This is a genomic window from Stutzerimonas sp. KH-1, assembly GCF_054483855.1.
Genome location: NZ_CM137011.1, coordinates 386,700 through 406,277, shown reverse-complemented (window position 1 = coordinate 406,277; position 19,578 = coordinate 386,700). Strand labels below are relative to the sequence as shown.

The 19,578-nt window shown below is 55.5% G+C and carries 16 protein-coding genes and 2 pseudogenes; 6 read left to right on the top strand and 12 right to left on the bottom strand.

Going from position 1 to position 19,578, the window contains the following annotated elements; genetic code table 11:
- Positions 1–4 precede the first annotated feature (4 nt).
- The 4 genes from ACX1DW_RS02115 to ACX1DW_RS02100 all read right to left on the bottom strand — a co-directional run bounded on the left by ACX1DW_RS02115 (position 5) and on the right by ACX1DW_RS02100 (position 5,275).
- A complete protein-coding gene (locus tag ACX1DW_RS02115) occupies positions 5–2,638 on the bottom strand; it encodes a PD-(D/E)XK nuclease family protein (RefSeq protein ID WP_458992666.1) in 2,634 nt (877 codons plus the stop codon).
- A gap of 44 nt (positions 2,639–2,682) precedes the next feature.
- Entirely contained in the window at positions 2,683–3,288 is a 606-nt protein-coding gene (locus ACX1DW_RS02110; RefSeq protein WP_458992665.1) for a hypothetical protein, read from the bottom strand.
- 102 nt (positions 3,289–3,390) lie between these two features.
- Positions 3,391–4,332 carry a hypothetical protein gene (locus ACX1DW_RS02105; protein WP_458992664.1) on the bottom strand — a complete coding sequence of 314 codons (942 nt, stop codon included), beginning with the start codon at positions 4,330–4,332 and terminating at the stop codon, positions 3,391–3,393.
- A 70-nt stretch (positions 4,333–4,402) separates the two neighbouring features.
- Entirely contained in the window at positions 4,403–5,275 is an 873-nt protein-coding gene (locus ACX1DW_RS02100; protein WP_054095354.1) for a tetratricopeptide repeat protein, read from the bottom strand.
- An 83-nt stretch (positions 5,276–5,358) separates the two neighbouring features.
- On the opposite strand from ACX1DW_RS02100, the gene ACX1DW_RS02095 reads away from it, so the two are divergent.
- Together ACX1DW_RS02095 and ACX1DW_RS02090 are read left to right on the top strand one after the other, a co-directional pair.
- Positions 5,359–6,351, top strand: a complete 993-nt coding sequence (locus ACX1DW_RS02095) for a WYL domain-containing protein (protein WP_054095355.1) — start codon at positions 5,359–5,361, stop codon at positions 6,349–6,351.
- A 233-nt stretch (positions 6,352–6,584) separates the two neighbouring features.
- Complete coding sequence (locus ACX1DW_RS02090) at positions 6,585–7,394, top strand: hypothetical protein (RefSeq protein WP_152947636.1); 810 nt, start codon at positions 6,585–6,587, stop codon at positions 7,392–7,394.
- A 152-nt stretch (positions 7,395–7,546) separates the two neighbouring features.
- Here the strand turns inward: ACX1DW_RS02090 and ACX1DW_RS02085 are convergent, their stop codons facing one another.
- Complete coding sequence (locus ACX1DW_RS02085) at positions 7,547–7,909, bottom strand: hypothetical protein (protein ID WP_152947638.1); 363 nt, start codon at positions 7,907–7,909, stop codon at positions 7,547–7,549.
- A gap of 318 nt (positions 7,910–8,227) precedes the next feature.
- Here ACX1DW_RS02085 and ACX1DW_RS02080 point away from each other — a divergent pair, with 318 nt between their 5' ends.
- Both ACX1DW_RS02080 and ACX1DW_RS02075 read left to right on the top strand, forming a co-directional pair.
- Complete coding sequence (locus ACX1DW_RS02080; RefSeq protein ID WP_081002808.1) at positions 8,228–8,512, top strand: hypothetical protein; 285 nt, start codon at positions 8,228–8,230, stop codon at positions 8,510–8,512.
- Positions 8,513–8,664: 152 nt separating this feature from the next.
- Complete coding sequence (locus tag ACX1DW_RS02075; protein WP_054095358.1) at positions 8,665–9,309, top strand: hypothetical protein; 645 nt, start codon at positions 8,665–8,667, stop codon at positions 9,307–9,309.
- 112 nt (positions 9,310–9,421) lie between these two features.
- Here the strand turns inward: ACX1DW_RS02075 and ACX1DW_RS02070 are convergent, their stop codons facing one another.
- The 3 genes and pseudogenes from ACX1DW_RS02070 to ACX1DW_RS02060 form a co-directional block, all read right to left on the bottom strand.
- Positions 9,422–10,090 carry a hypothetical protein gene (locus ACX1DW_RS02070; protein WP_458992663.1) on the bottom strand — a complete coding sequence of 223 codons (669 nt, stop codon included), beginning with the start codon at positions 10,088–10,090 and terminating at the stop codon, positions 9,422–9,424.
- 328 nt (positions 10,091–10,418) lie between these two features.
- Positions 10,419–11,699 (bottom strand): annotated as a pseudogene (umuC, locus tag ACX1DW_RS02065) (translesion error-prone DNA polymerase V subunit UmuC).
- Entirely contained in the window at positions 11,686–12,117 is a 432-nt protein-coding gene (locus ACX1DW_RS02060; protein ID WP_458992662.1) for a LexA family protein, read from the bottom strand. The pseudogene umuC and the gene ACX1DW_RS02060 overlap by 14 nt, the downstream one beginning before the upstream one ends.
- Before the next feature lie 68 nt (positions 12,118–12,185).
- On the opposite strand from ACX1DW_RS02060, the pseudogene ACX1DW_RS02055 reads away from it, so the two are divergent.
- Positions 12,186–12,948 (top strand): annotated as a pseudogene (locus ACX1DW_RS02055) (SOS response-associated peptidase family protein).
- Between the two features lie 18 nt (positions 12,949–12,966).
- Here the strand turns inward: ACX1DW_RS02055 and ACX1DW_RS02050 are convergent.
- The 4 genes from ACX1DW_RS02050 to ACX1DW_RS02035 form a co-directional block, all read right to left on the bottom strand.
- Positions 12,967–13,152, bottom strand: a complete 186-nt coding sequence (locus ACX1DW_RS02050; RefSeq protein WP_238586998.1) for a type I restriction endonuclease — start codon at positions 13,150–13,152, stop codon at positions 12,967–12,969.
- Positions 13,153–13,177: 25 nt separating this feature from the next.
- Positions 13,178–13,465, bottom strand: a complete 288-nt coding sequence (locus tag ACX1DW_RS02045; RefSeq protein WP_238586996.1) for a hypothetical protein — start codon at positions 13,463–13,465, stop codon at positions 13,178–13,180.
- Positions 13,466–13,534: 69 nt separating this feature from the next.
- Positions 13,535–15,925 (bottom strand): DUF262 domain-containing protein, encoded by a 2,391-nt coding sequence (locus ACX1DW_RS02040; protein ID WP_458992661.1) that lies wholly within the window; start codon positions 15,923–15,925, stop codon positions 13,535–13,537.
- Positions 15,922–17,697 (bottom strand): DUF262 domain-containing protein, encoded by a 1,776-nt coding sequence (locus tag ACX1DW_RS02035; RefSeq protein ID WP_054094970.1) that lies wholly within the window; start codon positions 17,695–17,697, stop codon positions 15,922–15,924. Before ACX1DW_RS02035 ends, ACX1DW_RS02040 begins: the two co-directional genes overlap by 4 nt.
- Before the next feature lie 647 nt (positions 17,698–18,344).
- Between ACX1DW_RS02035 and ACX1DW_RS02030 the strand changes: the two genes are divergently transcribed.
- Complete coding sequence (locus tag ACX1DW_RS02030; RefSeq protein WP_003282265.1) at positions 18,345–19,340, top strand: IS5-like element ISPsp6 family transposase; 996 nt, start codon at positions 18,345–18,347, stop codon at positions 19,338–19,340.
- Positions 19,341–19,578 lie beyond the last annotated feature (238 nt).

Genomic DNA, 19,578 nt, shown 5'->3' with positions numbered 1-19,578 from the left:
ATGCTTAGCGCTCCCATCCGGCAAGCGTCCGATATTCATTGTATGCCTCGTTCAGAGTTTCCATCGCCATGGCGTCCTCCGGCGGTTGCGCCGCCTCGTCGGCGAGAATGCCCTCCAGCACCACCTCGAACTGCCCGGCCTGTATCTGCGCCACGCGCCAGCGCCAAGTAGCCAGGAAGCGCTGCCAAAGCTGTAGGGTATTTTCGCCATCCACGGGCGGCATTGCCTCTGCATCCGCAAAGGCGCGGTCGTCAGGCGCGAAAAAGCGGCCACGGTCAAGAATGTAATAGGCAACCGAAGGCCAGCGTCCCGTTTCCTGGCGCAGCAGCTCGGCGTAGAGGACGAGCTGAAGATGGCGGTTCTGTCGTAGTTTTTCCGGATACTTCTTCGTCCCGGACCATTTCATGTCAACGATGGCGAGCTCGCCCAAAGCGTTCTCCATCATCAGGTCCACCGAACCCGCCAGTTCGCCCCCAGGGAACTGGCCATACACAACTCGCTCCGGTAGCACCTGCAGCATGCCGGCCTTGGCCACCTGCTCGCGCAGGCTTCGCAAGGCCTGCTGCAGGCACTGGCGAAAACCTTGCAGATCGGCGCCCCGACCAGGGGCTTTCAGGGTGGCCCCTTCATCGTCAATCAGCGCAACGAAGGTGGAAGCAAACCAGGCGTCAAACTCCATCTCAGACATCGTAAGCGCATCTGGACTCAGGAAATACTGCTCGACCAGTCTATGGGCCAGATTGCCAAGAAGCCGGAAACCACCATCTAGACTGACAATGCGCGACGCTTGCAGTCTGGCGGGGTATTGCAGCAACCAGTGATAGGGATTGAACAGCAGCTTTTCGAGACTGGAAAAGGACTCTTTAGGGCGCAAAGCCACCGAGACATCGTCCGGCAATTGCCACCAGCGCTTTGGAGCGGGGAGTGGCTGGGCAGTGAGCGGAGCCAACGTGGCCCCACCCGCGCTGAGCAGCGTTTCTAGCGCTAATATCCGGGGCTTTTCGACAAGTGATTCGACCATTAGCCAGAGGGGATGCACCTCCTCTTCCGCAGGTGGCAGTACCAGTACCAGTTGCTCCCGAGCAGCCATGACCGGGCGCAACCAGCTTGCCGTAACCTGCTCCAGCCTGTCCGCTGCCGATGGCAGATCCACTCCGGCCTCTTTCAAGGCCCGGAGTTCGTCTGTCGGCCACGGATCACTGCTGGGCAGCACCGGTAGCGACAAAGGAGACCAGATAACCCGAGCGACCGGCTCGATAGGCGCGCCCGGATGATTTACCACTTGGGTCGCGCCGACCTCGGCTGGCCAGAGCGGGTTATCAGCACCACTGGCGGTATTCTGCGCGACGAGTTTTTGCAGCTGCCTGGGGCGGATAACTGTAGTCCCCTGCCCCTGGGCTTGCAGATGCAGCAACGTCTGCAGGCAAGATTGGCACTGGCCATAGCCAGCTGCAAAAGCGAGGCGCTTGGCGGCATCGGCTTCGCCAAGGCGCCTCCGGAAGAATGCCGCCAATTGGGCAACACGCTCTATTACTGCCTCTATCGGTGCACCAAACTCGCTAGGGAAGCGGGCATGCTCGATCCAGAGGGCGATCGTTTCCCGAATCGGAACAGCTCGCTCCTCGCCATAGTGTTCGTCGATCCGAGCCAGGGTGCGCTCCCAATATGCCCCGCCAATACCTGGGGCATCGGCGACCTTTTCTGCGAGACGACGCCCCGCATAGCCGGGAACAGGGCAAAGTGGGTGAGTAAGAAACTGCACCAGCGCCTGGAAGTCGAGCGGCTCCCACAGCAGTTCCAGAGCCAGGGGCAGAACCTGTAGTGCCGGGCGGAATGCACTGAAATGCCGGAGCCCTTGCCGGGGTTGGCCGGCAGCCGAAAGCTGGGCATCGAGGCGCATGCTGTCACGGGTACAGACCAGTAGTGTCGGGCAATTCTCGGCGATCTTGGCCGTTAGCCAATGGTTCGCCAATATCGACGTCTCTGCCTGGACGACAAGCACGGTGCCATCTTCGTGCCACGCTAACTTCTCTATATCCTGGCCGCTAGCCGCGCCGTGGAGCTGCGTCTGAAGCGCACCGAGGAATCCCCTGCCCTGACCCGCGAGTTCGCCAGCGGCCACGACAGGCAACCCGGCAAGCACTTCTCGCCAACGGTAAGGCAAGGTTTCAATCGCATCCACGAGCAGAATCTGCTCGATGTCAGGCTGGCGTTTCTGCAGCGCAGCTTTGACCGCCTTGAGACGCTGGCCAAGGTTCGGCGCGACCGCTGTACTGGCCAGCGCCTCAACCTCGGACAGATCACGCAGGCGCCTGGGCGACTCGCTGGACATGGCGCCATCCCAGCCGTGCAGAGCCCATTGGTCTCGCCAATCGAGCAGGCTGGACGCGGTACCCAAGGGATCGATCGCGAAACTGCGGTGATAGAAGCGCTGAGTGGAATCGAGCCGGTGCAGACAATCCTGATACTGGACAGTACGCTCGGCCTGCGAAGGGCGCAGCGCCAGAAGTCCCAGTTGGGCTTCGAGAATATTCAGCAGGCCCAGGGGACCTACCAGCGATACACCGAGTGCATCGGCAGCCGGCTTGGGACGCTGGCCATCGAGATGCAAGCCAAAAGTAATACGCTGTCCTTGCATAGAGACTTCCTAATTAGCCGCGGCCATTATGCTTGAGTAAAAAATTAAATCACTTCAAGTCGGTAGATATTGGTATCACCGAGCAATTCAAAAAACAGCTCACCATCTGAAAATTGAGACGTACCGGATGCGGATGCGGATGCGGATGGCCAGAATGAAGAATGCTGGCGCACATATCTACAAAGCTCGGCTACCAACGAATGAGCATTCCAAAGCTCTGCCATCTCACGTCGATGCAGGCCCGGCATAAATAGAGGCGCAATCTTCTGCTTGTTATCCGGCGAAAGCTCAGCCAGCTCCTTCCCATGCTGACTAATCCACGTACTAATCAGACGAATGTCGCTGTGGTAGCGCGCATCTGTCACCTGCAACTGAGCAACACGGATGTTCTGAGCATCAACAACGACCTTGCAGGCAACGTATTCATCGTCCTCTGGCAATGGGGCACTAGCATTCTGCAAGGCGAGCTCAGGGGTTGAGCTGGCATAAATGGCATACCGACGGGACGGCATGTTCTTCGGTCGAAGAGACTCCCAGAGGTTGTCAATAACATAGGGGACATTATTCGGAATCCGCATCGTCGAGCGACGGCGGAAACCCTTTTCTGCCGCCGCCAACTGACTTGACGGAATCGCACGGAACAGCCCCATGCAAAACTCCTCAGGAACACATCATTAAATATTAGGGACAGCGACATAGAATTTCCACGTCCAACTTTAAAAAATAGACTCAAAGTCGTTTCGCCACTGCATTTACGGCTTTAAATTTCGCTGCAGACATTTGACGTCATACCCTATCATGAACAGACATGCTTCAAATGCATGCATGCGCGAAACCTGCCCATTCAGAATATTCGGTTTACGAGACAGTACCTCCTCAACAATCCAGCCCAAGCGGATCGATGCACTCATCCAGCGCGACGCACGTTGAGGATCTTGATAACGAATGACTCCGGGCGTAGGAATCACTGCTCCCCCAGCACGCAACGCCCCGACATGCCTACGATTATTTTTTTGATCCTCTGGAATAGCCGGAAAGGCAAGGCAGACCGGAATCGTCGCCCAGCTCAACCCAGAGTTGTGCCGATATATCTCAACCAGACATGCTATTGCGGCGGCCACGCGAGAATCGTAGATGGGTAGACCATCCAGGGATGCCATCGCATGGACCTTCGTAAGCATGGAGTTCATTTCCTCCACGACCTTTAAATTCATTATATTTGCACACCCTAGCTCCGCAGCTTTACGCACCTGATCCAAGTAGCTACAAAGTCCATTAGGCGCACCAATCTTATCCTCTAGAAATGGGCGAGCGCCAACTTTCTTATTTCTCTCGCCGCCCCATTCGAAGATTGAGCAGCATGCATCAAACGTTGCGGAGTCAGATGAAACATTGAGAGCCCGACGCAGATTCCCCCCCAGCCGACTCAAACTGCTCACCGTGCTATTCCAGCACAAGGAGGTAACTACTTTTCCTGAGTCATTCCATTGCGCAGCCCACTTATACTGACCAATCACAGCGTCGAGCCCTACAACACTAGCATTGACACCACCCGGAACTCTTCGGGAGTTCTTGATAGAAAAGTCGACGACCAAACTCTCTACAACACCCGAAAGCCAGTCAATAAATTTTTCAACGTCTGTATCACGGTAAAAATCAGATTTGGTTATCAGGTTGGCTACCGGTACCGTCATAGTAAACTTCTTCCTAATTTAATTATCTATCTCGCCCCTGGATGACCGGCAAGGAAAAAGAACTAACATGCTATTTGCTTGTGCATCCCTCAGGAATAGCGCCATCCGCTGTACGCAACTCCCAAGCCCAAGCGCTTCCCTGGCTGATCGCTAGATCTCTCCAAAAGCAAAACAGCAGCCCAGCAGGATCAAGTGGAGAATCGAGGGTAGGAAAGTAAAAATCAGTGAGCCGCTCGGTCGCCAGCACGAGCCCTTTCATCGCCGCCCACTGTAACCAGTACACGCCAAGCGGCGGGTCATACTCTGATGACGACTCATCCAGTGCCAGTTTGCCTAGCGAGAAGCACGCCATCACATCCTGCTCGGCCGCTCCGCGCTTGTACCAACTCAAGGCTTTTCCGTGATCCGCGGGAATGCCGTCATCTCCGCTCTCATATAAACCACCTAGCGCAACCGCTGCGCAGGGTATTCCCGCCTCAAAGGCTTGTTCGTAATAGTCGATAGCCAGCCCCGGATTGACCGCAAGCCCCTTGCCATAGAACGCCATCTCGGCAAGGTTGTACAACGCTTCAGCCGACCCCATCGCCGCTGCAACCTTGAACAACCGCCTCGCCAACTCAGGGTTTGGCTTGAACCTCAATCCGTTCAGCCATAACCACCCAAGATCATTGAGTGCATCCTCGTCACCGTTGAGTGCATGTTCACGCAGCTGTGCATAACGGTTGCGAAGCCTGGTCGGGTCAACCAGACCAAGAAGTGGATTGCCTGCCTTGATCTCGTGATACGTGTTACCTACCTTCCCGGCCAACTCTGTAACGCGGATTGAAGGCATTCCTATGCCCGCATATAGAAGCAGGACCTCGTCAGGCTCGACAAGCTCCACTAGATCAGCACACGGAAGAAGACTATCCATGAGATTGAAGACATCTGCCGATTTGCTCATGCTGGGACCTCATCAATGATCGTGCCTGATCATTTTCAACAGCAACGCGACAGCCTGTGTCGCACGCAAACAAGGACGGAAATGTGGAACAGCTACTCAGGCATGAGCTTATCCTTGGGCTTCTACCAAGCAAGGACAGCGCTCTCGATAGCAACGCCATTCACCAACGAGTAGCCAACCAGGGCGTGCAGGTTGATAAACGCACCATTCAACGTGACCTTAGCGAGCTCGAACAGAAGTTTCCCCACGTGCACAGTAGGCCAAGGGGCAGAGCGAAGCTGTGGTGGGCAGAGAAGTCGCTATCGCGACTGAGCATGCTGCCAACAGATGCGATGAATCTCGTCATGATCATGGAGCACGCTGCGAGATTCGGAATGGCGGCACAGGTGGAGAATCTGGCGCCCCTTCGTGACTACGCGACCTCACTGTTGAAAGGAAACCGACCCAGTCAAAATTGCGTAGGCAAAGTCATCAGCAACACCCGATTCGTTGTCCTGGAGTCAGGCCTGGTGAAGCCAGAGGTGTTGGAGGTTGTTCAACAAGCACTTCTCGACGATGCGTCTATTGAAGCGCTGTACCTCAAGCGCGGTGCCAGCGAGCCCCGGACCCTACACATCAAACCGCTGGGGCTGTCCTACCAGGACTCGAATATCTACCTCGTATGTGTTTTCAAAGGCTTGCCCGAAGGCAACTTGGCCTCCCTCCCCCTGCACCGCTTATTGTTCGCCAAGGCTACATGGGAAAACCTAAAGGGTCCCGACAGTTTTGATATGAACTCGTTCGAAGCCAGGCGCAGCCTGATCAGTCAAAAGTCCGAACGTCCGGTACACCTGAGACTGCGTATTTCACACACTCTCTACGAGCGCCTCGAAGAGAACGCGCTCACTGCCGATCAACAGTTAGTTCCCGCCGCTCATGGCTGGTGGCTGATGACGGGTAGCCTGCCTCTCAGCCAGGGACTGGAGCTATGGCTTTTGAGCCAAGGGGAGAACCTGGAGGTTCTAGAGCCGCTTGAACTGAGGCAGCAGATCGCCTCAACGGCCCGCCGGATGGCGGCACTGTACGAATACGGTTGAATGCGACACAGGCTGTCGCATGCTGGAAGCACTCTGTCTCCTGCTATCTGACCATGGAGACTCAGCTATGAAGACCTACTCCGCTTTCCTCCAGCGTGTAATCCCTAATGCGGGACCTCGCGCCAATTTCAAGATCACTGTGCAGGCCGTGAGCTCCGAAATGGCTCGCATCACAGCCGAAGCCCAATACCCGGGCTACAAATGCGCCAACGCCCCCGTGCCAGTGCGCTGAAGTGTCCAAGCCACACTTCGGCAAATGGGGGCTTAGAGACTATCTCTATTACCAGTTCAACCTAGGAGAGACGACCGAAAGCTCTCATAACACCCCGGTACAGGTTGCCAGGCAAAAAAGCCCCCGGCTGGACACTTACGAAATTGGACTTATTGCTACAAGGCAATTCGATGCCGATCGGGTCCTAGCGCTTTTCGCAAGAACCATGCGCAAGCATCTACCCAATTCTAGTAGACACCGCTTTACAGCTTACGGACTGGATCAGGCATGGCGGCCGCAGCAACTTTTTGATGAGGTCCACTGGTTTGACGACAACGCCAGCTCTCCTCTACCACATAAGATTCTGGTGAGCTTAGGGCGCCTCGTGCACATCCACCTGCCCGAAATCAGCAATGCACAACTACAGTCTGAGTTTCGCACTTATCACTGGAGCTCTGAAGGCGCCATGGTAGAGTTTTGGGCGAGCCTCTATCTCTCCCGTGAATTGTGTTGCTTGTTTGAGCTGGACTGGGAAAGCTATTTCCTGTGGCAGCCACGCATTAGCTGCGTTGCAAAAGTGAATACGGGATGGGGTGTGTCGCCCAGTGCAGCTGTGGACGCCCTGCTCGCGTCAGCAGATGCAACAAATCAAAATCACTCCGATGGTGAAATCTTAGTTATTGAGGGAGGTATTAGCTCTAGCATCGGTGATTACGTAAATATTTTAAACGCTCTGGAAGGAAACTTTGAATTTAATTTTGTCACCACCAGCTGGGTGAGCCCGAACTATTTAGGTTATGGGCTGAAGCTCCTACGGTTCCGCCCTACATAAACAGGCACCTCATAAGACAATGCAAGGCGTATAGCCTTTAACTGAACAAGACGTTCTCAGCGACAAATACCGACCATCGACGGACATTCAAGCTTTTCGATCCTTAACTCGCTGATGACATTGAAGCAGCAAGCCATAGGCCCAGCAATAACTCACAGTTTCGAAGCCAATCCATGAGGTTCTAATTGATGCATCAAGAGCGACTTCAGGCCCTGCGCCTGCGTTACCCAGCCGTTTATGGAAATACTCTTCGGACTGAATGCGGTGATGGCTGGTTCGGTATCTTGGATGCGCTGGGTGAGCAGTTGGTTCGCCAGGCTGAAGTAGAGCACCGCGTCGCTACGGAAATACGGATGTTCAAGGAGAAATTCGGCACGCTTCGACTTGGTAAAACAGCTCAAACCATCGCGGATGCTGCTTACTGCGAGATGGCAATCACGATGAGCTTTCGTATATGCGAGGTATGCGGCTGTCCAGGGGATCACTTCGGCACCATAGTGCGCTGTGGCACGCACGACCAGATCCTTGACGCTCGTGCCTATGAAGGGGCGCAGTACACAGAGCGCACAACTCAATGATGTTATTTTGCATTGCGACTCCTCAGAAAGGCCCATCGCCAAGCGCGATGTATCGCTAGGGTTTTCACCGACGCACCTGTTTCTTGAAGTAGCATAACGCTATTCTCATAGGGGTATTTTGCTCCTAAGAGACGCGACAGCGTTCTTGCGGGTGCGCTCGGGCTGCAGGCTAGGCAGACTATCGATAAGGGCCGGCTGATCAAAGCCGCTGCTCGGACTCAGAACTTTTATCGAAACTTACTAGGAGAACCCGTCATGCTTTATCGCGACTCACGCATGGAAACCTATAGGTCTACTCATGTCACCTTAGATGACCCATGCCAAGTCAGAGTGGAGACCGGCGTAATTACTGTCGAATACATGAGTGACGGCGAACTGGTCACTTATCGAGGGAATGAAAAAGGCCAAGGGCATTATGAACTACATGCTGTGGGCTTCGATGGCAGGGCTACCCTGCATACGTTCGATGGATCAGCTTTACTTGAAGGCGGCTGGACAGAAGAAGGCGCCAAGGGAATGTGGCGAATTTGGCTGCGCTGAGAATGGGCTGAATCTACCTATGAGATGCATTACGGAGTTGGGTCCTACTATCCTCCATACTGGAGTCCTTATTCATCAGCGGCCTAACTTTCACGAAGGTCGCTGGCTTCAGGAGCAAAACGGCGTAAAGTCATATGACTCGTGGTGGTTCGATGACGCCTGACCAATTCCTAATTTCAGACGCTGCCGGCCTGCGAGTGAAGCTTATGGACTTCCAGGCCGGCGTGGAGACGCTCACCACCGAGTTCACACCAGCGTCCAGCTCAACTGGCAGCGACAGCGATGTCACTTTTCTGCTGGACGCCCCGGCGGGCTATCGAGCGGGCCTGGACGGCTCCTCGATCAGCTTCTTCCTCGATCGCGAGCCTGTCAGCCGGAAGCTTGCGCCTAAGTATTTGCAGCTGGTCTACGCGCCGAGCCGGTTCGCCAGCGATTTCCGGACCTGGGCACAGCAGGTGTCCTGGGCCGTTCGTGAATGCCTATTCTCAACTGGATTGGTCTGCGTTGACTTCGCGGATTTCCGAACAGCGCTTGATGCCTCACCCGGCGCTCAGCTGGTCGTGGACGTCATCCCCTTCGACGAACCGTCCGAGCTGCCGGATATGCTCAGTACCAGTCCCCGATTTCGGACGCTCTACTCGAACATCCTCGGCGGCCCGGAGCTTTCTCTGCCGTTCTACACCGAAGTGGAGCGGGTGCTGGAAAGCCGCTCGCCGAATATGGTGATGCATAAGTTCGGCATGAAGATCGCCGACGTTCCTCGGCCGCTGCTCGTGCTACTTGGCAAACCGGCCTGAGCTCAACGCCGGTAAAAAGTGTGTTCCGAATAGGCGAGCACAACCAGAACTAGAAAATCATGAAGCTGCTCCTTAGTTCGAGTGTTCTTGCCTACCGCCCCGCCGCCGTCACCTATCGCCGCAGGGCGGCGGGCGGCGTCCGGCCACCGTCCGGTCGACGCTTTGGCGAGACATAAACGAAAACGGTTTCCGGTAGCGCCTTGCTGATCCTTCTGGCCAGCTCGATTGCGTGAAGGGGATCGGTATCCCTGCAACCGATATCGAAAGCTGGGTACTGGATCTCGTGCCCCGCCAGAAATCCATACGCGGATCCGCCCTTACCAATGAAGGTGGGCATGGGCTTCGGACCAACTGTTTGCGTCTTGTACACCCGGACGTTCACGCCACAGGACTTGCCCTGCATTTCGAAAACCAGGCTGGTTTCGAGAAACGGATAGAATAATGCCAACCGTTCCTGGTGGGCTTTCTCCACGCGATAGTCGATGCCTTCGTACTTAAGCGTCTTTTCAGGGGCATCAAGGAACATTTCCGACAGGACGAGGGCGGCTTGGTCTTTGTCTGCCGCCAGATCTTTTGAGATCCAAGCCAGAAGAGCACTGCGATCCATCTGCGCGGGTGGTGAGAATACGAAGGACAACAGACCAAGCCCCACGGCATCCCCCATCGCAAGGTCCAGACCATTGACGGACTCGAACGACAAGGCACTGGTCGTGATGTCCAGCAAACCGTCGATGCCCTCCCCGTGCATTTTGCTGGCTGCGTAGTCCTCTGCCTCAGACAATCCGGCCGCTTTGGCGAGATTCAGGGCGCGGCTAGCGGATGGGTCGTAAGCCTGAGGCTGGGTTGCGCAACCTGCCAGAGCCACAGTGAGTGCAATTAAGAGTGCATGTCCTTATCGCGACCGAAAAAATTGAACGACAGCATAGAAAGATGGCTTTAGGCCATCAAACGCACCACTGGTAAATCAGATCGTTACCTAAAACGATGACCATGAGGCTAGAGAGCCTCTCCATCTACCTTATCTGTAATGGGGGGTTTGGGCGCCAAGTGGTCGGGGCTGCTTGCTTTCGTTTCCCAGGGCGACAACGTCGGACGCCGCATCCACACGCCTAGTTGCACCGTACCACCCACAATTGATCCAGTTTAGTTGTGAAACTCTGGCTCATCATCTCTCGTCGCATGCCCCAGTCCGGCGCGGTGGTTACGCGGCCGGGCCGGAGGGTGTTGCGGCCCCACTTGGCGTTGATTGCATCGAGCACGCCCATAACGCGCTCCGACGCAGCGGACCGGGTTTGAACGAATAGATCGTCGGTGTACTCACCACGCTGGCACAGATCCATCAGCAGGACCTCGGCCTTACTGAACGAAAAGCCCTCGCGATAGATGTGTTCCAACCCAGCGATCGCCGCCCGGGTGATGTATCGGGTGTCGTCGGTGGGATACGGCAGCTCACACACCACGCCTTTCGCGAACTTGGGCTCGTCGGGATTGAACATACCGGTCCGGATGCTGATTCGGACACGCTTGCACAGTGACTGCTGGGCCCTCAGCTTCTCGCTGGCCCGGGCAGCGTATGCCGCCACTGCCTCCTTAATTGGCTCCAGCTCGCGCAAGCGCTTGCCGAACATCCGCGATCAGCAGATTTCCTGTTTGGGTGGCGCGACGTCCTCCAGATCGAGGCACTGCGTCCCACGCAGTTCGCGTGCGGTTTTCTCGATGACCACGCTGAATTTTTTGCGCAGGCTCCAGGCATCCGCGCTGGCTAGATCCCACGCCGTACGTATGCCCAACCTGTTCAGCTGCCCGGTCATTCGGCGGCCGACACCCCATACATCGCCGACGTCAATCACGCGCAACACCTTGTCGCGCCGCACCGGGTCGAGAAGGTCCACTACCCCACCCGTCTGCTTCTGCCAGCGCTTCGCTGAATGGTTCGCTAGCTTGGCGAGCGTCTTGGTCCCCCCAATGCCCACCCCGACCGGAATACCCGTGCTGCGCAGTACCTGAGCGCGGATCCGCCTGCCGAGCGCTTCGACGTCTGGCACACCGGTAAGGTCGGCAAACGACTCGTCGATCGAGTACACGTCAACCGCAGGCACCAAGCTCTCGATGACCGTCATAACGCGCTCGCTCATGTCGCCGTACAGCGCGTAATTGCTGGAAAACACCACAACGCCCAAACGCTCCAGGTCGCGCCGGATCTGAAAATACGGGACGCCCATCTTGATGCCGAGCTGCTTGGCCTCGGCCGAGCGCGCGATCACGCAGCCGTCATTGTTCGAAAGCACGACGATGGGCGTACGGCGCAAGTCCGGTCGGAAAACACGCTCGCAGCTGGCGTAGAACGAGTTGCAATCGATGAGGGCGATGGCCCGCTCAGTACTTGCCATGGATTCGGATGCTGTATGACACCACGCCCCATACGTAGAGTTCTTCGCCTTCGAGGAGGTACCGCGGCGCGAACTTCGGATTGGCCGAGCGCAGAATGACCTGGCTGCCAGCTCGGTCGAAAATCTTGACCAGAGGCTCGTTATTCAGCGCTGCGATGATCACCTCTCCCTTCTCTGCCTCCCGTCCCCGGTCGATGATCAAAATGTCTCGGTCGAAAATGCCGACCTGGATCATGCTCTCCCCGTCTGCGCGCGCCAGGTAGGTATGCGGAGCTCGGATATTCATCAGCTCGTCGAGCGAGATGCTCCCCTCCATGTGGTCCTGCGCTGGGCTCGGGAATCCCGCGGGCACGCAGAAACTGAAAAACGGCAGTGCAATTGTGGTGGGAGCAGCAGGTCCCAAGATGTGGACGGGCATGGTACAGACCTCATAACTGTATGTGCATACAGTATTCTGAGGCTAGAGCCCGGTCAATTGAACCAGATGTGCGGGGGCACCCATGTGGACGTTTCGCTCAGTACCGAATCGCTTATGAGTATCTGGACAAGATCGCGGAGCAACTGCCCTTGCCATTGCGTGGCGGCATGAATCCTGAGCCGATCGGACGCTACAACGTGTGTCCGCAATCAATGGTTCAGCTCCTGCACCAGGACGATGATGGGCTGCGCATAGAGCCGGTCAAGTGGGGTTACGCCCCATTGTGGGCACAGGGGAAGAGACCACCAGCGATAAATGCCAGAGTGGAAACGGCCGCGACTAGCAGATTCATTCGCGATATCTGGCAAACAGGCCACGCAATAGTGCCCGCTGATGGTTGGTACGGAGTGGAAGAAGGACGCGGAGAATCCGAAGATCAAGCAGCCCTACTACATCACGCTCCGTAGCGTCGAGCCGATGTTTTTCGCTGCGCTCAGGCGGTTTCAGCGAGGCGGCTCGCTGGAACCGCGAGACGGCGACGGCTTTGTTGTCATTACGTTATCCAGCGCTGCCGGCATGCTCGACATTCACGATCGACGTCCAGTGGTTCTATCGCCGAAGTACGCTGCGCACTGGATGGGCCAGAAGTTTTCGCCGCGCGAGGCTGAGGAACTCGCACTGGCGCATGGTTTGTGCGTGGAGGAGTTCGAGTGGCGTCCGGTGGGCAAGGCCCTCGGCAACGTGCGGAATGAGGGGCCCGCAGGCTCGGGTTTTAACGCGTCCGCCTTCCACTCCACAACGAACTCGGCGCGGGTGGTGGCTGTGCCATAGCGCAGGCCCTGTGAGTCGCTACCGGCAAAAACCAGCTGCACCGTACTGAAGAACCCCAGGTTGAAGATTTCCTCCTGATTTAGTGATCAGTTGGTAGATACCATCGGCCACATCCACCGAACTGCGCTTTAGTTCAATAACGCCAACGGCGATACCATTCAGGTAATTTACCAAGTCAGGCCGGCGCTCGTGGCCGCCGCGCAAGGTTACTTCCTCAGCGATGGCGAAATCATTGACGCCAGGGTTTTCCCCAATCAACCAGATGCAACGTCTCGTAGGCCTGGCCAACGGCTACCTGAACCGGCACGCCGTAGCGCAGCAACTGATAGGTCCGCAGGTTGGCCTGATACAGCGTGATGCCAGCGGCATCCGCCGCAGCCATCAGTTTTTGCAGTGCCGCCGGTATTTGCGCATCGGTGTAATCACGATGTTTCAGGTTAGCCTGCAGCAGCTCAGCCTCAATGTTGCGATTTTGCCCACGTTTGCTCCACTCGCCCGGTAGCCGTAGCCGAGGCAATCAGGCCGTGTTGTGGCCGTAAACAGGGCCACGACACGGTTCTGCGTGCGGCGTTCGGAGCGAGGTTGATCAATCATGACCGGTACCTTCGCCGTCAGCGGATGCTGCAAGCGCCAAAAGCCATGACTCAACTTCGTCGTGCTCGACACGCCAAGACTGCAACGTGTCGCCATCAATAAATTTCAAGTCGCGCAGAGCTTCGGTTTTATCTTCATCAAGCTCTAAACCAAAACCGTGATAGCCCACGAGAAATTGGCCTTGATTAAATCCAACCGAAAACCACAAAGGCACTTCATTTTTAGTGAGTGAAAAAACGAAAAATGGCTCGCTTAGGGCATCGCTAACGTCTTCGTAACCTCCCAGAGACAGAGGGGCATATTTGGCTAAATCAGCTCGCAACCTGTGATACAGCGAGTAGGTGAAAAGCTCCGCATGCATGCCGTTCATCTGCGTCTTACTCAACAGATAAATCTGGTCAGAAACCGGATCGAACCGAAGGCAGCGCGATTGGCAATAGGCCAAAGCATGAGGTGTTTGTACAAGCGCCTCTATCCAAGGCTCAAACTCCGTCGCCCCCGCCATCAAACCTCCGAGCTGGGTGACAAGATCGGCATCAAGGTCAACATGATCAAGAAGCTGCTTTAAAACCTCTCTGCGTTCATATGCATACTCGCCTGCACCTCTTAGCAAGCGTTTCCAGCTACCTGCTTCGGTAGATGAATTAACCAAGAATGAATAGTTTCGTGTCCCACTAGGCAGCAAGTAGTCGCCAACACAAAGCAAAGCACGCTCCCAAAGAAAATCTGGCAGCGCCCTCAACCCCCTCTCATCAAACATCATGGAGGCTTTGGCGAAGTACGCCTGAAACGCCCCTTGCGCCTTTCGATGTTGTTCGTCGCTCCAGTCCTGAATCGGGGGCTCAGCCTCAATACCGCAAAAATTCAGCAGAAACTCGATCTGACCACGGAAATAACCATGGGCCTCGGCACGTTCAATGATCTCGGCCCAGCCGCAGCCCGACTGAACAAGCTGAGCTTTCAGCCTTTCCTCTTCGACTTGCTGCTTTAAAAATCCGGAAACCGTCGAGTCCACATCTGCTAAGTACCCAAGAATATTTTTCGCCTCAGCCAGCAGCTCCCGCAGACCAGTGATGCTTCGCTGGAGATCTTCAGGCCGGTTGTATTCGGTATTCTCTGAAAGATTGAACACCACTCGCATCCAATCCCGGAGTTGATCAGCCTCATAGCCTTCCGCGTTGAATTCCAAGAACAAAACATAAGCCGAGAACTGGACAACCTCGGTGTTCGAGAGCGACTTTTGGGTAGTCACTATCTTCTGGAAGAACGCACGCTCATCGAATGGGTGACCTTCAGGCAGCAGCGTGTTCAACCCCTCACTGCCGCCACTCCAGGCATCGAGCAGCGCAATAACAGACAGCGTAAAATTCTCGTCCAGCCAATTTCTAGCGTGGAAATCACCGTAATTAGGCGCGCGCACATTCTGTCGCAAGCGCTCTATATCTTCTAAATACTGGTCGCTTTCGGGGTTCCTGGTGACCAGGGCAACTGCCCGAAATACGCTCATGATTGCGCCGTCGTACTGATTGCTTGCCTTGTCACGTGCCACCCAAAACAAGTCCGCCCAGGCATTGTCCATGCGCCAGGCAACGTACTCTGCCGCAGAGTGTGCTAACCCAGAGAACTCGTATGAACGGTCTGCAAATTGTGCTTTCAACTCACGCTCATAACGGGCCTTGAAGGTCTCGAATGGGGTAAGCGGCTTTCCGCGCGAGTTCATCTTGATATACAGGTCATCGGACAGGCCGAAATTTTCCAGATCAAGCAACTGAAAAGTAATGGCTGGCTGGCTCTCACTGACCAATCGCTCAAACAGATTGGCGCAAGAGGCAAAACGCGCATGGATTGCATCCAGCATGAACAACGCCGACTGAATGGTGGGGTCTAAACGCCAGCTGCGGAAATACCAAGGCTGATCAGTAATCAGGTCGCTAAGCCGAGCAAGGTCCTCTGCCGCTTCTTTCGGTGAAAAGCTGACAAGCGCGTCAAAAAACTCATTACTGCTGGGACGGACACTGTAGGAGAAGCGTGATTTTCCATCCGCACTGAACAGCTCGGAAAAACGTGCACACTGCCCTTCTGTCCATGCCAGATACCAATGCAGAAGAAACAGCGTGGTCAGCCGTTGCTGCCCGTCTAGCGGCAAGAACCGGGTGTTCTCGCTGCCTTCCACACTGCCGTAGATGAAGTCGAGATTGAAGGGTAACGAGGGATCATCAGCAGGCTTGACCAAGGCCGCATGAATCGCCTGAAGAAAATCCTCGCGGACTTCCTCTTCTTCTTTGCGACCTTGGGCATAGTCGCGCTGGATAATGGGCACGCAGACCCTGCCGTGGCGATCCAGTAGCTGCTTGAAATTGATCCGGCTTTCCAGCGAACTCATTGGCCACCTTCCATTTTCCCGCAAAAGAAATCGATCAGCGTATTGGTCATCACCTCAAGGTAACCACTACTGTCCTCTTCGCTCCAGAGCATCAGGTTGCCGACTTCCGGGCTATAGCACTTGAGGAACACATTGCGGGTACACAAGGGCACAAAAATGCCCGACTGGTCCAATTGCAGAATTCGCTGCCGTTTCACCGCAAAAACCGCATTTTTGTAGCTCTTGTTGGTGAACTCATCGAGCAGCGCGAGATTGGCAACGCCGTGGTCGGCTGCATCATCAGAACTCTCCTTGAAGTAGGCGAGAACCCTGTCATACAGCGGATCAAAAATATCGTTGCTGGCCTCTGCCTGCGGTAGCACCATAAACGACATGATGCCTTCCTGAAGCTCCGGCTCCGCGCTGCTCGATTCCAGGTAGCGGAGACAATTGTCCAGCCACTTGACCCGCTCATGGTGCCGCTCGGGCTTGTCGGAGCTAACCGAGCGAACATGTTCGATATTCCAGCTCGCGCCTTTAAAGCTATCGAACTGAAAGCGCAGATTCGACTTGCTGTTTTGCAGTAGCGTCGCCACGTTGAACAGCAACAAGAGTGACTTTATTTTGGGCGACCCGTACTTGAGAGTCTCCAGCCGCTCGGCCACCTGCTCACGGATTTCCTGCTCGTTCAACGGCCAAACGGCTTTCGCATCAATCGCTCTGGCAAAGATCACTTGTCGCAGTTGCTGTTGAAAGTAGCTTTTCGAGCAGTTAGCAGACAGATCGCGAATACTATTAATTGCCGTATTTTCACTGACCAGATAACCAACCATGTGAAAAAGCTCACGGTCCTCATACCACTCCTCAAGCAGTAGAAAAGCCTGCTTGATCTTGCGCCACTCAGCCTCAAGGCTCACGCCCGGCTGTTTCAGACGCCAGCCGAAGGTAAAGAAGATTCCGTATGGGTCATGTTTGAATGCCTCGGGAATGCCCTCTGCATTAGCTACCAGTTCGAAAAGAATGCCGATGCGGTTCTGCACTCGGTCCAGGTCATTGCTGACGAAATACCAGAACGCATCCGCTTGCAGCGTTTTCTCCATGTGATCCCACTCGTAGGCAATCTGCGTTTGCAGATTGCGAGACTCTGCCGCGTCAGCACTGGTTTGCTTGAGGAACAGAGCGCGAATCAGCTCGTCATTAGTCAGCGGTATTTTCCCGACATTAAGCCGGGTAAACACATCCACCGGGTGCTCTGTTTCTGCGATTTCGTACCAGATAACCTTGGCCTTGCTCTGAAACGCGGATTTGATTTCCTCCAGCTCTCCTTCCTTGTCAGCAAACCAGTCCTCGATGGCATCCATCGCCATTTTCAAATGAAAAAAATCCACATTCATATTGGCCAATTCTTCGGTCGGCTCATCAAGAAACTTGAGCAGCTCTGGCCTTGTTTCATATTCGAGCCGATACACCGGCTGCCGGTATTTCTCGGTAAGCCGTTCATTGAAGTGGCGCAATATCAGCATCAGGGTGGTCAGACGCTGCTGCCCGTCCACCACCTCATACCCCCCCTCTTCAGAGACGCGCATCACCAGCGGCTGCAGGCAGTAAAAGTCTTCCGGCTGAGGATTACGGCGCTTGGTAAATTCGCGGATATCGTCCAGCAGTTGCGTCACCTGCAGCGGCGTCCAGCGGTAGCCCCGTTGATAGGCCGCAATAAAATAGCGCTGGGGGTTTCCTTCATCGTCTAGCCGCAAGTCGTTGACGGCTTTAAGCGTAATGGCCTGTTCATTCATATCAGTCGGGTCCTTCCGGTAAGCAGTTCCTGCATCATACCTTGCTTAAGGCCGCGGGTTTTGGCCAGGCGTTGCCAGGTGTTGGCATCGAGCGGCCGAATGATCTACGTATTAATGTTGTCGCCGATATCGGCTTTGCCCTTGAGGGCGACCATTGTCCTTGAAGCTGGCACCCGCTGGGATGGTCACCGATGGCGCGAAGTCGTCCGAGTCGCCGTACTTATCGGAGATGTACTTGATGAACAGCATGAACAGGACTTAGTCCTTGTACTGGCTGGCATCCATCCCACCACGCAACTCATCGCACGAAGCCCAAAGGGAGGAGTAAAGGTCGGATTCTTGATAGCCACGATCAGTCCTTGCTGGGTAGAAAAGAGTACGCAGGCTTCGCACAGCACTCCACCCGCGCTTCTCGTAGGTGCTGAGTGCCGCCAAAAGGGTATTGAGACAGGCGAGGGGTGCTTTCCTGCGATATGGTAGCGAACCTTATCCACTTCGACCTTATTGGGCCAGCATGGCTTAATCATCGTCGCCAAGATGGTCGAGCAGTATCTGGCAGCGTTGATCTCAGAATCTAGGGAGACACTGCATAAATAGCCAGCCGCCCCCACCCTTGGCACACTGAGCCCCCTCAACCAGCCCCCTCCATGAGCTTTGTTACGCGCGTGCAGAAGACCTTCTCCGAACTCGAATATACCGGCAAGAAAAAGCAGACTCGCCGAGATCGCTTCCTGGCTGACCTTGAACAGCTGGTGCCCTGGGCACAAGTGGAGGCGCAAGTGGCGCCGTTCTATAGCGACACCACAGGCAAGCGTGGACGCCCTGCGATTGGGTTGTCGCGCATGCTGCGCATGTATGTCGTGCAGCAGTGTTTCGGTCTCTCCGATGAAGGTACCGAAGATGCCGTCTACGACAGCCAGGCCATTCGTGGTTTCATCGGCATCGACCTGGGCCGTGAGTCGGCACCGGATGCCACTACCTTGTTGCGATTTCGCCGCTTGCTGGAAACCCATCAGCTAACGCGGGTGCTGTTTGAAACGATTAACCAGCATCTGGCCAGCCGGGGTCTGCTGCTCAAGGAAGGCACTATCGTCGACGCTACCCTGATCGCCGCGCCGCCCTCGGTCAAGAACCGAGAAGGTAAGCGTGATCCTGAGATGCATCAGGCCAAGAAAGGCAATCAATGGCACTTCGGGATGAAGGCCCACGTTGGTGTCGACGCCACATCGGGACTCGTGCACAGCGTGGTAGGGACTGCCGCCAACGTGGCGGATGTCACCCAGGTCGATCAGTTGCTGCACGGCGCCGAAACCTATGTTTCGGGTGACGCTGGATACACTGGTGCGGCCAAGCGACCGGAGCATGCTGAACGGGACGTTGTCTGGTCGATTGCAGCACGGCCAAGCAGTTACAAACATCACGGCAAAGACAGCGTGCTGTACCGAGTCAAGCGCAAAGTCGAATACGCCAAGGCGCAGCTGCGTGCCAAGGTCGAGCATCCCTTCCAGGTGATCAAGGTGCGCTTCAATCATCGTAAGGTTCGCTACCGTGGACTGGAAAAGAATACGGCGCAGTTGTTCAGTCTGTTTGGGTTGGCCAATCTGGTACTGGCCAAGCGGTATTTGCAACGGACGGCGGGATAAGTCCGTCCGAAAGGCGGGGCTGGCCCGCTAATCAGCAAAATCAGGGTAGAAATCGGCCCAAGAAACGCAGAATAAGGCCGGTAGGTTGAAAAAACCGGGTTGAAAAAGGGGGACGGTGAGAATTGGCTAATTGTTCAGCGTCTCCCTAGCTCCAGCAAACCGGAGAACGTGGGCATGAGTTCCCGCGCCTCTGCTGGGGACAGTCGAGACTGTAGTTAGCACAAGAGAATCAGCCGAT

What these genes read in the sequence shown, in the direction of transcription:
- ACX1DW_RS02115 (WP_458992666.1), bottom strand. Translation starts at nt 2,638, where the DNA reads ATGCAAGGACAGCGTATTACTTTTGGCTTGCATCTCGATGGCCAGCGT.
- ACX1DW_RS02110 (WP_458992665.1), bottom strand. Translation starts at nt 3,288, where the DNA reads ATGGGGCTGTTCCGTGCGATTCCGTCAAGTCAGTTGGCGGCGGCAGAA.
- ACX1DW_RS02105 (WP_458992664.1), bottom strand. Translation starts at nt 4,332, where the DNA reads ATGACGGTACCGGTAGCCAACCTGATAACCAAATCTGATTTTTACCGT.
- ACX1DW_RS02100 (WP_054095354.1), bottom strand. Translation starts at nt 5,275, where the DNA reads ATGAGCAAATCGGCAGATGTCTTCAATCTCATGGATAGTCTTCTTCCG.
- ACX1DW_RS02080 (WP_081002808.1), top strand. Translation starts at nt 8,228, where the DNA reads ATGCTTTATCGCGACTCACGCATGGAAACCTATAGGTCTACTCATGTC.
- ACX1DW_RS02075 (WP_054095358.1), top strand. Translation starts at nt 8,665, where the DNA reads ATGACGCCTGACCAATTCCTAATTTCAGACGCTGCCGGCCTGCGAGTG.
- ACX1DW_RS02060 (WP_458992662.1), bottom strand. Translation starts at nt 12,117, where the DNA reads ATGCCCGTCCACATCTTGGGACCTGCTGCTCCCACCACAATTGCACTG.
- ACX1DW_RS02040 (WP_458992661.1), bottom strand. Translation starts at nt 15,925, where the DNA reads ATGAGTTCGCTGGAAAGCCGGATCAATTTCAAGCAGCTACTGGATCGC.
- ACX1DW_RS02035 (WP_054094970.1), bottom strand. Translation starts at nt 17,697, where the DNA reads ATGAATGAACAGGCCATTACGCTTAAAGCCGTCAACGACTTGCGGCTA.
- ACX1DW_RS02030 (WP_003282265.1), top strand. Translation starts at nt 18,345, where the DNA reads ATGAGCTTTGTTACGCGCGTGCAGAAGACCTTCTCCGAACTCGAATAT.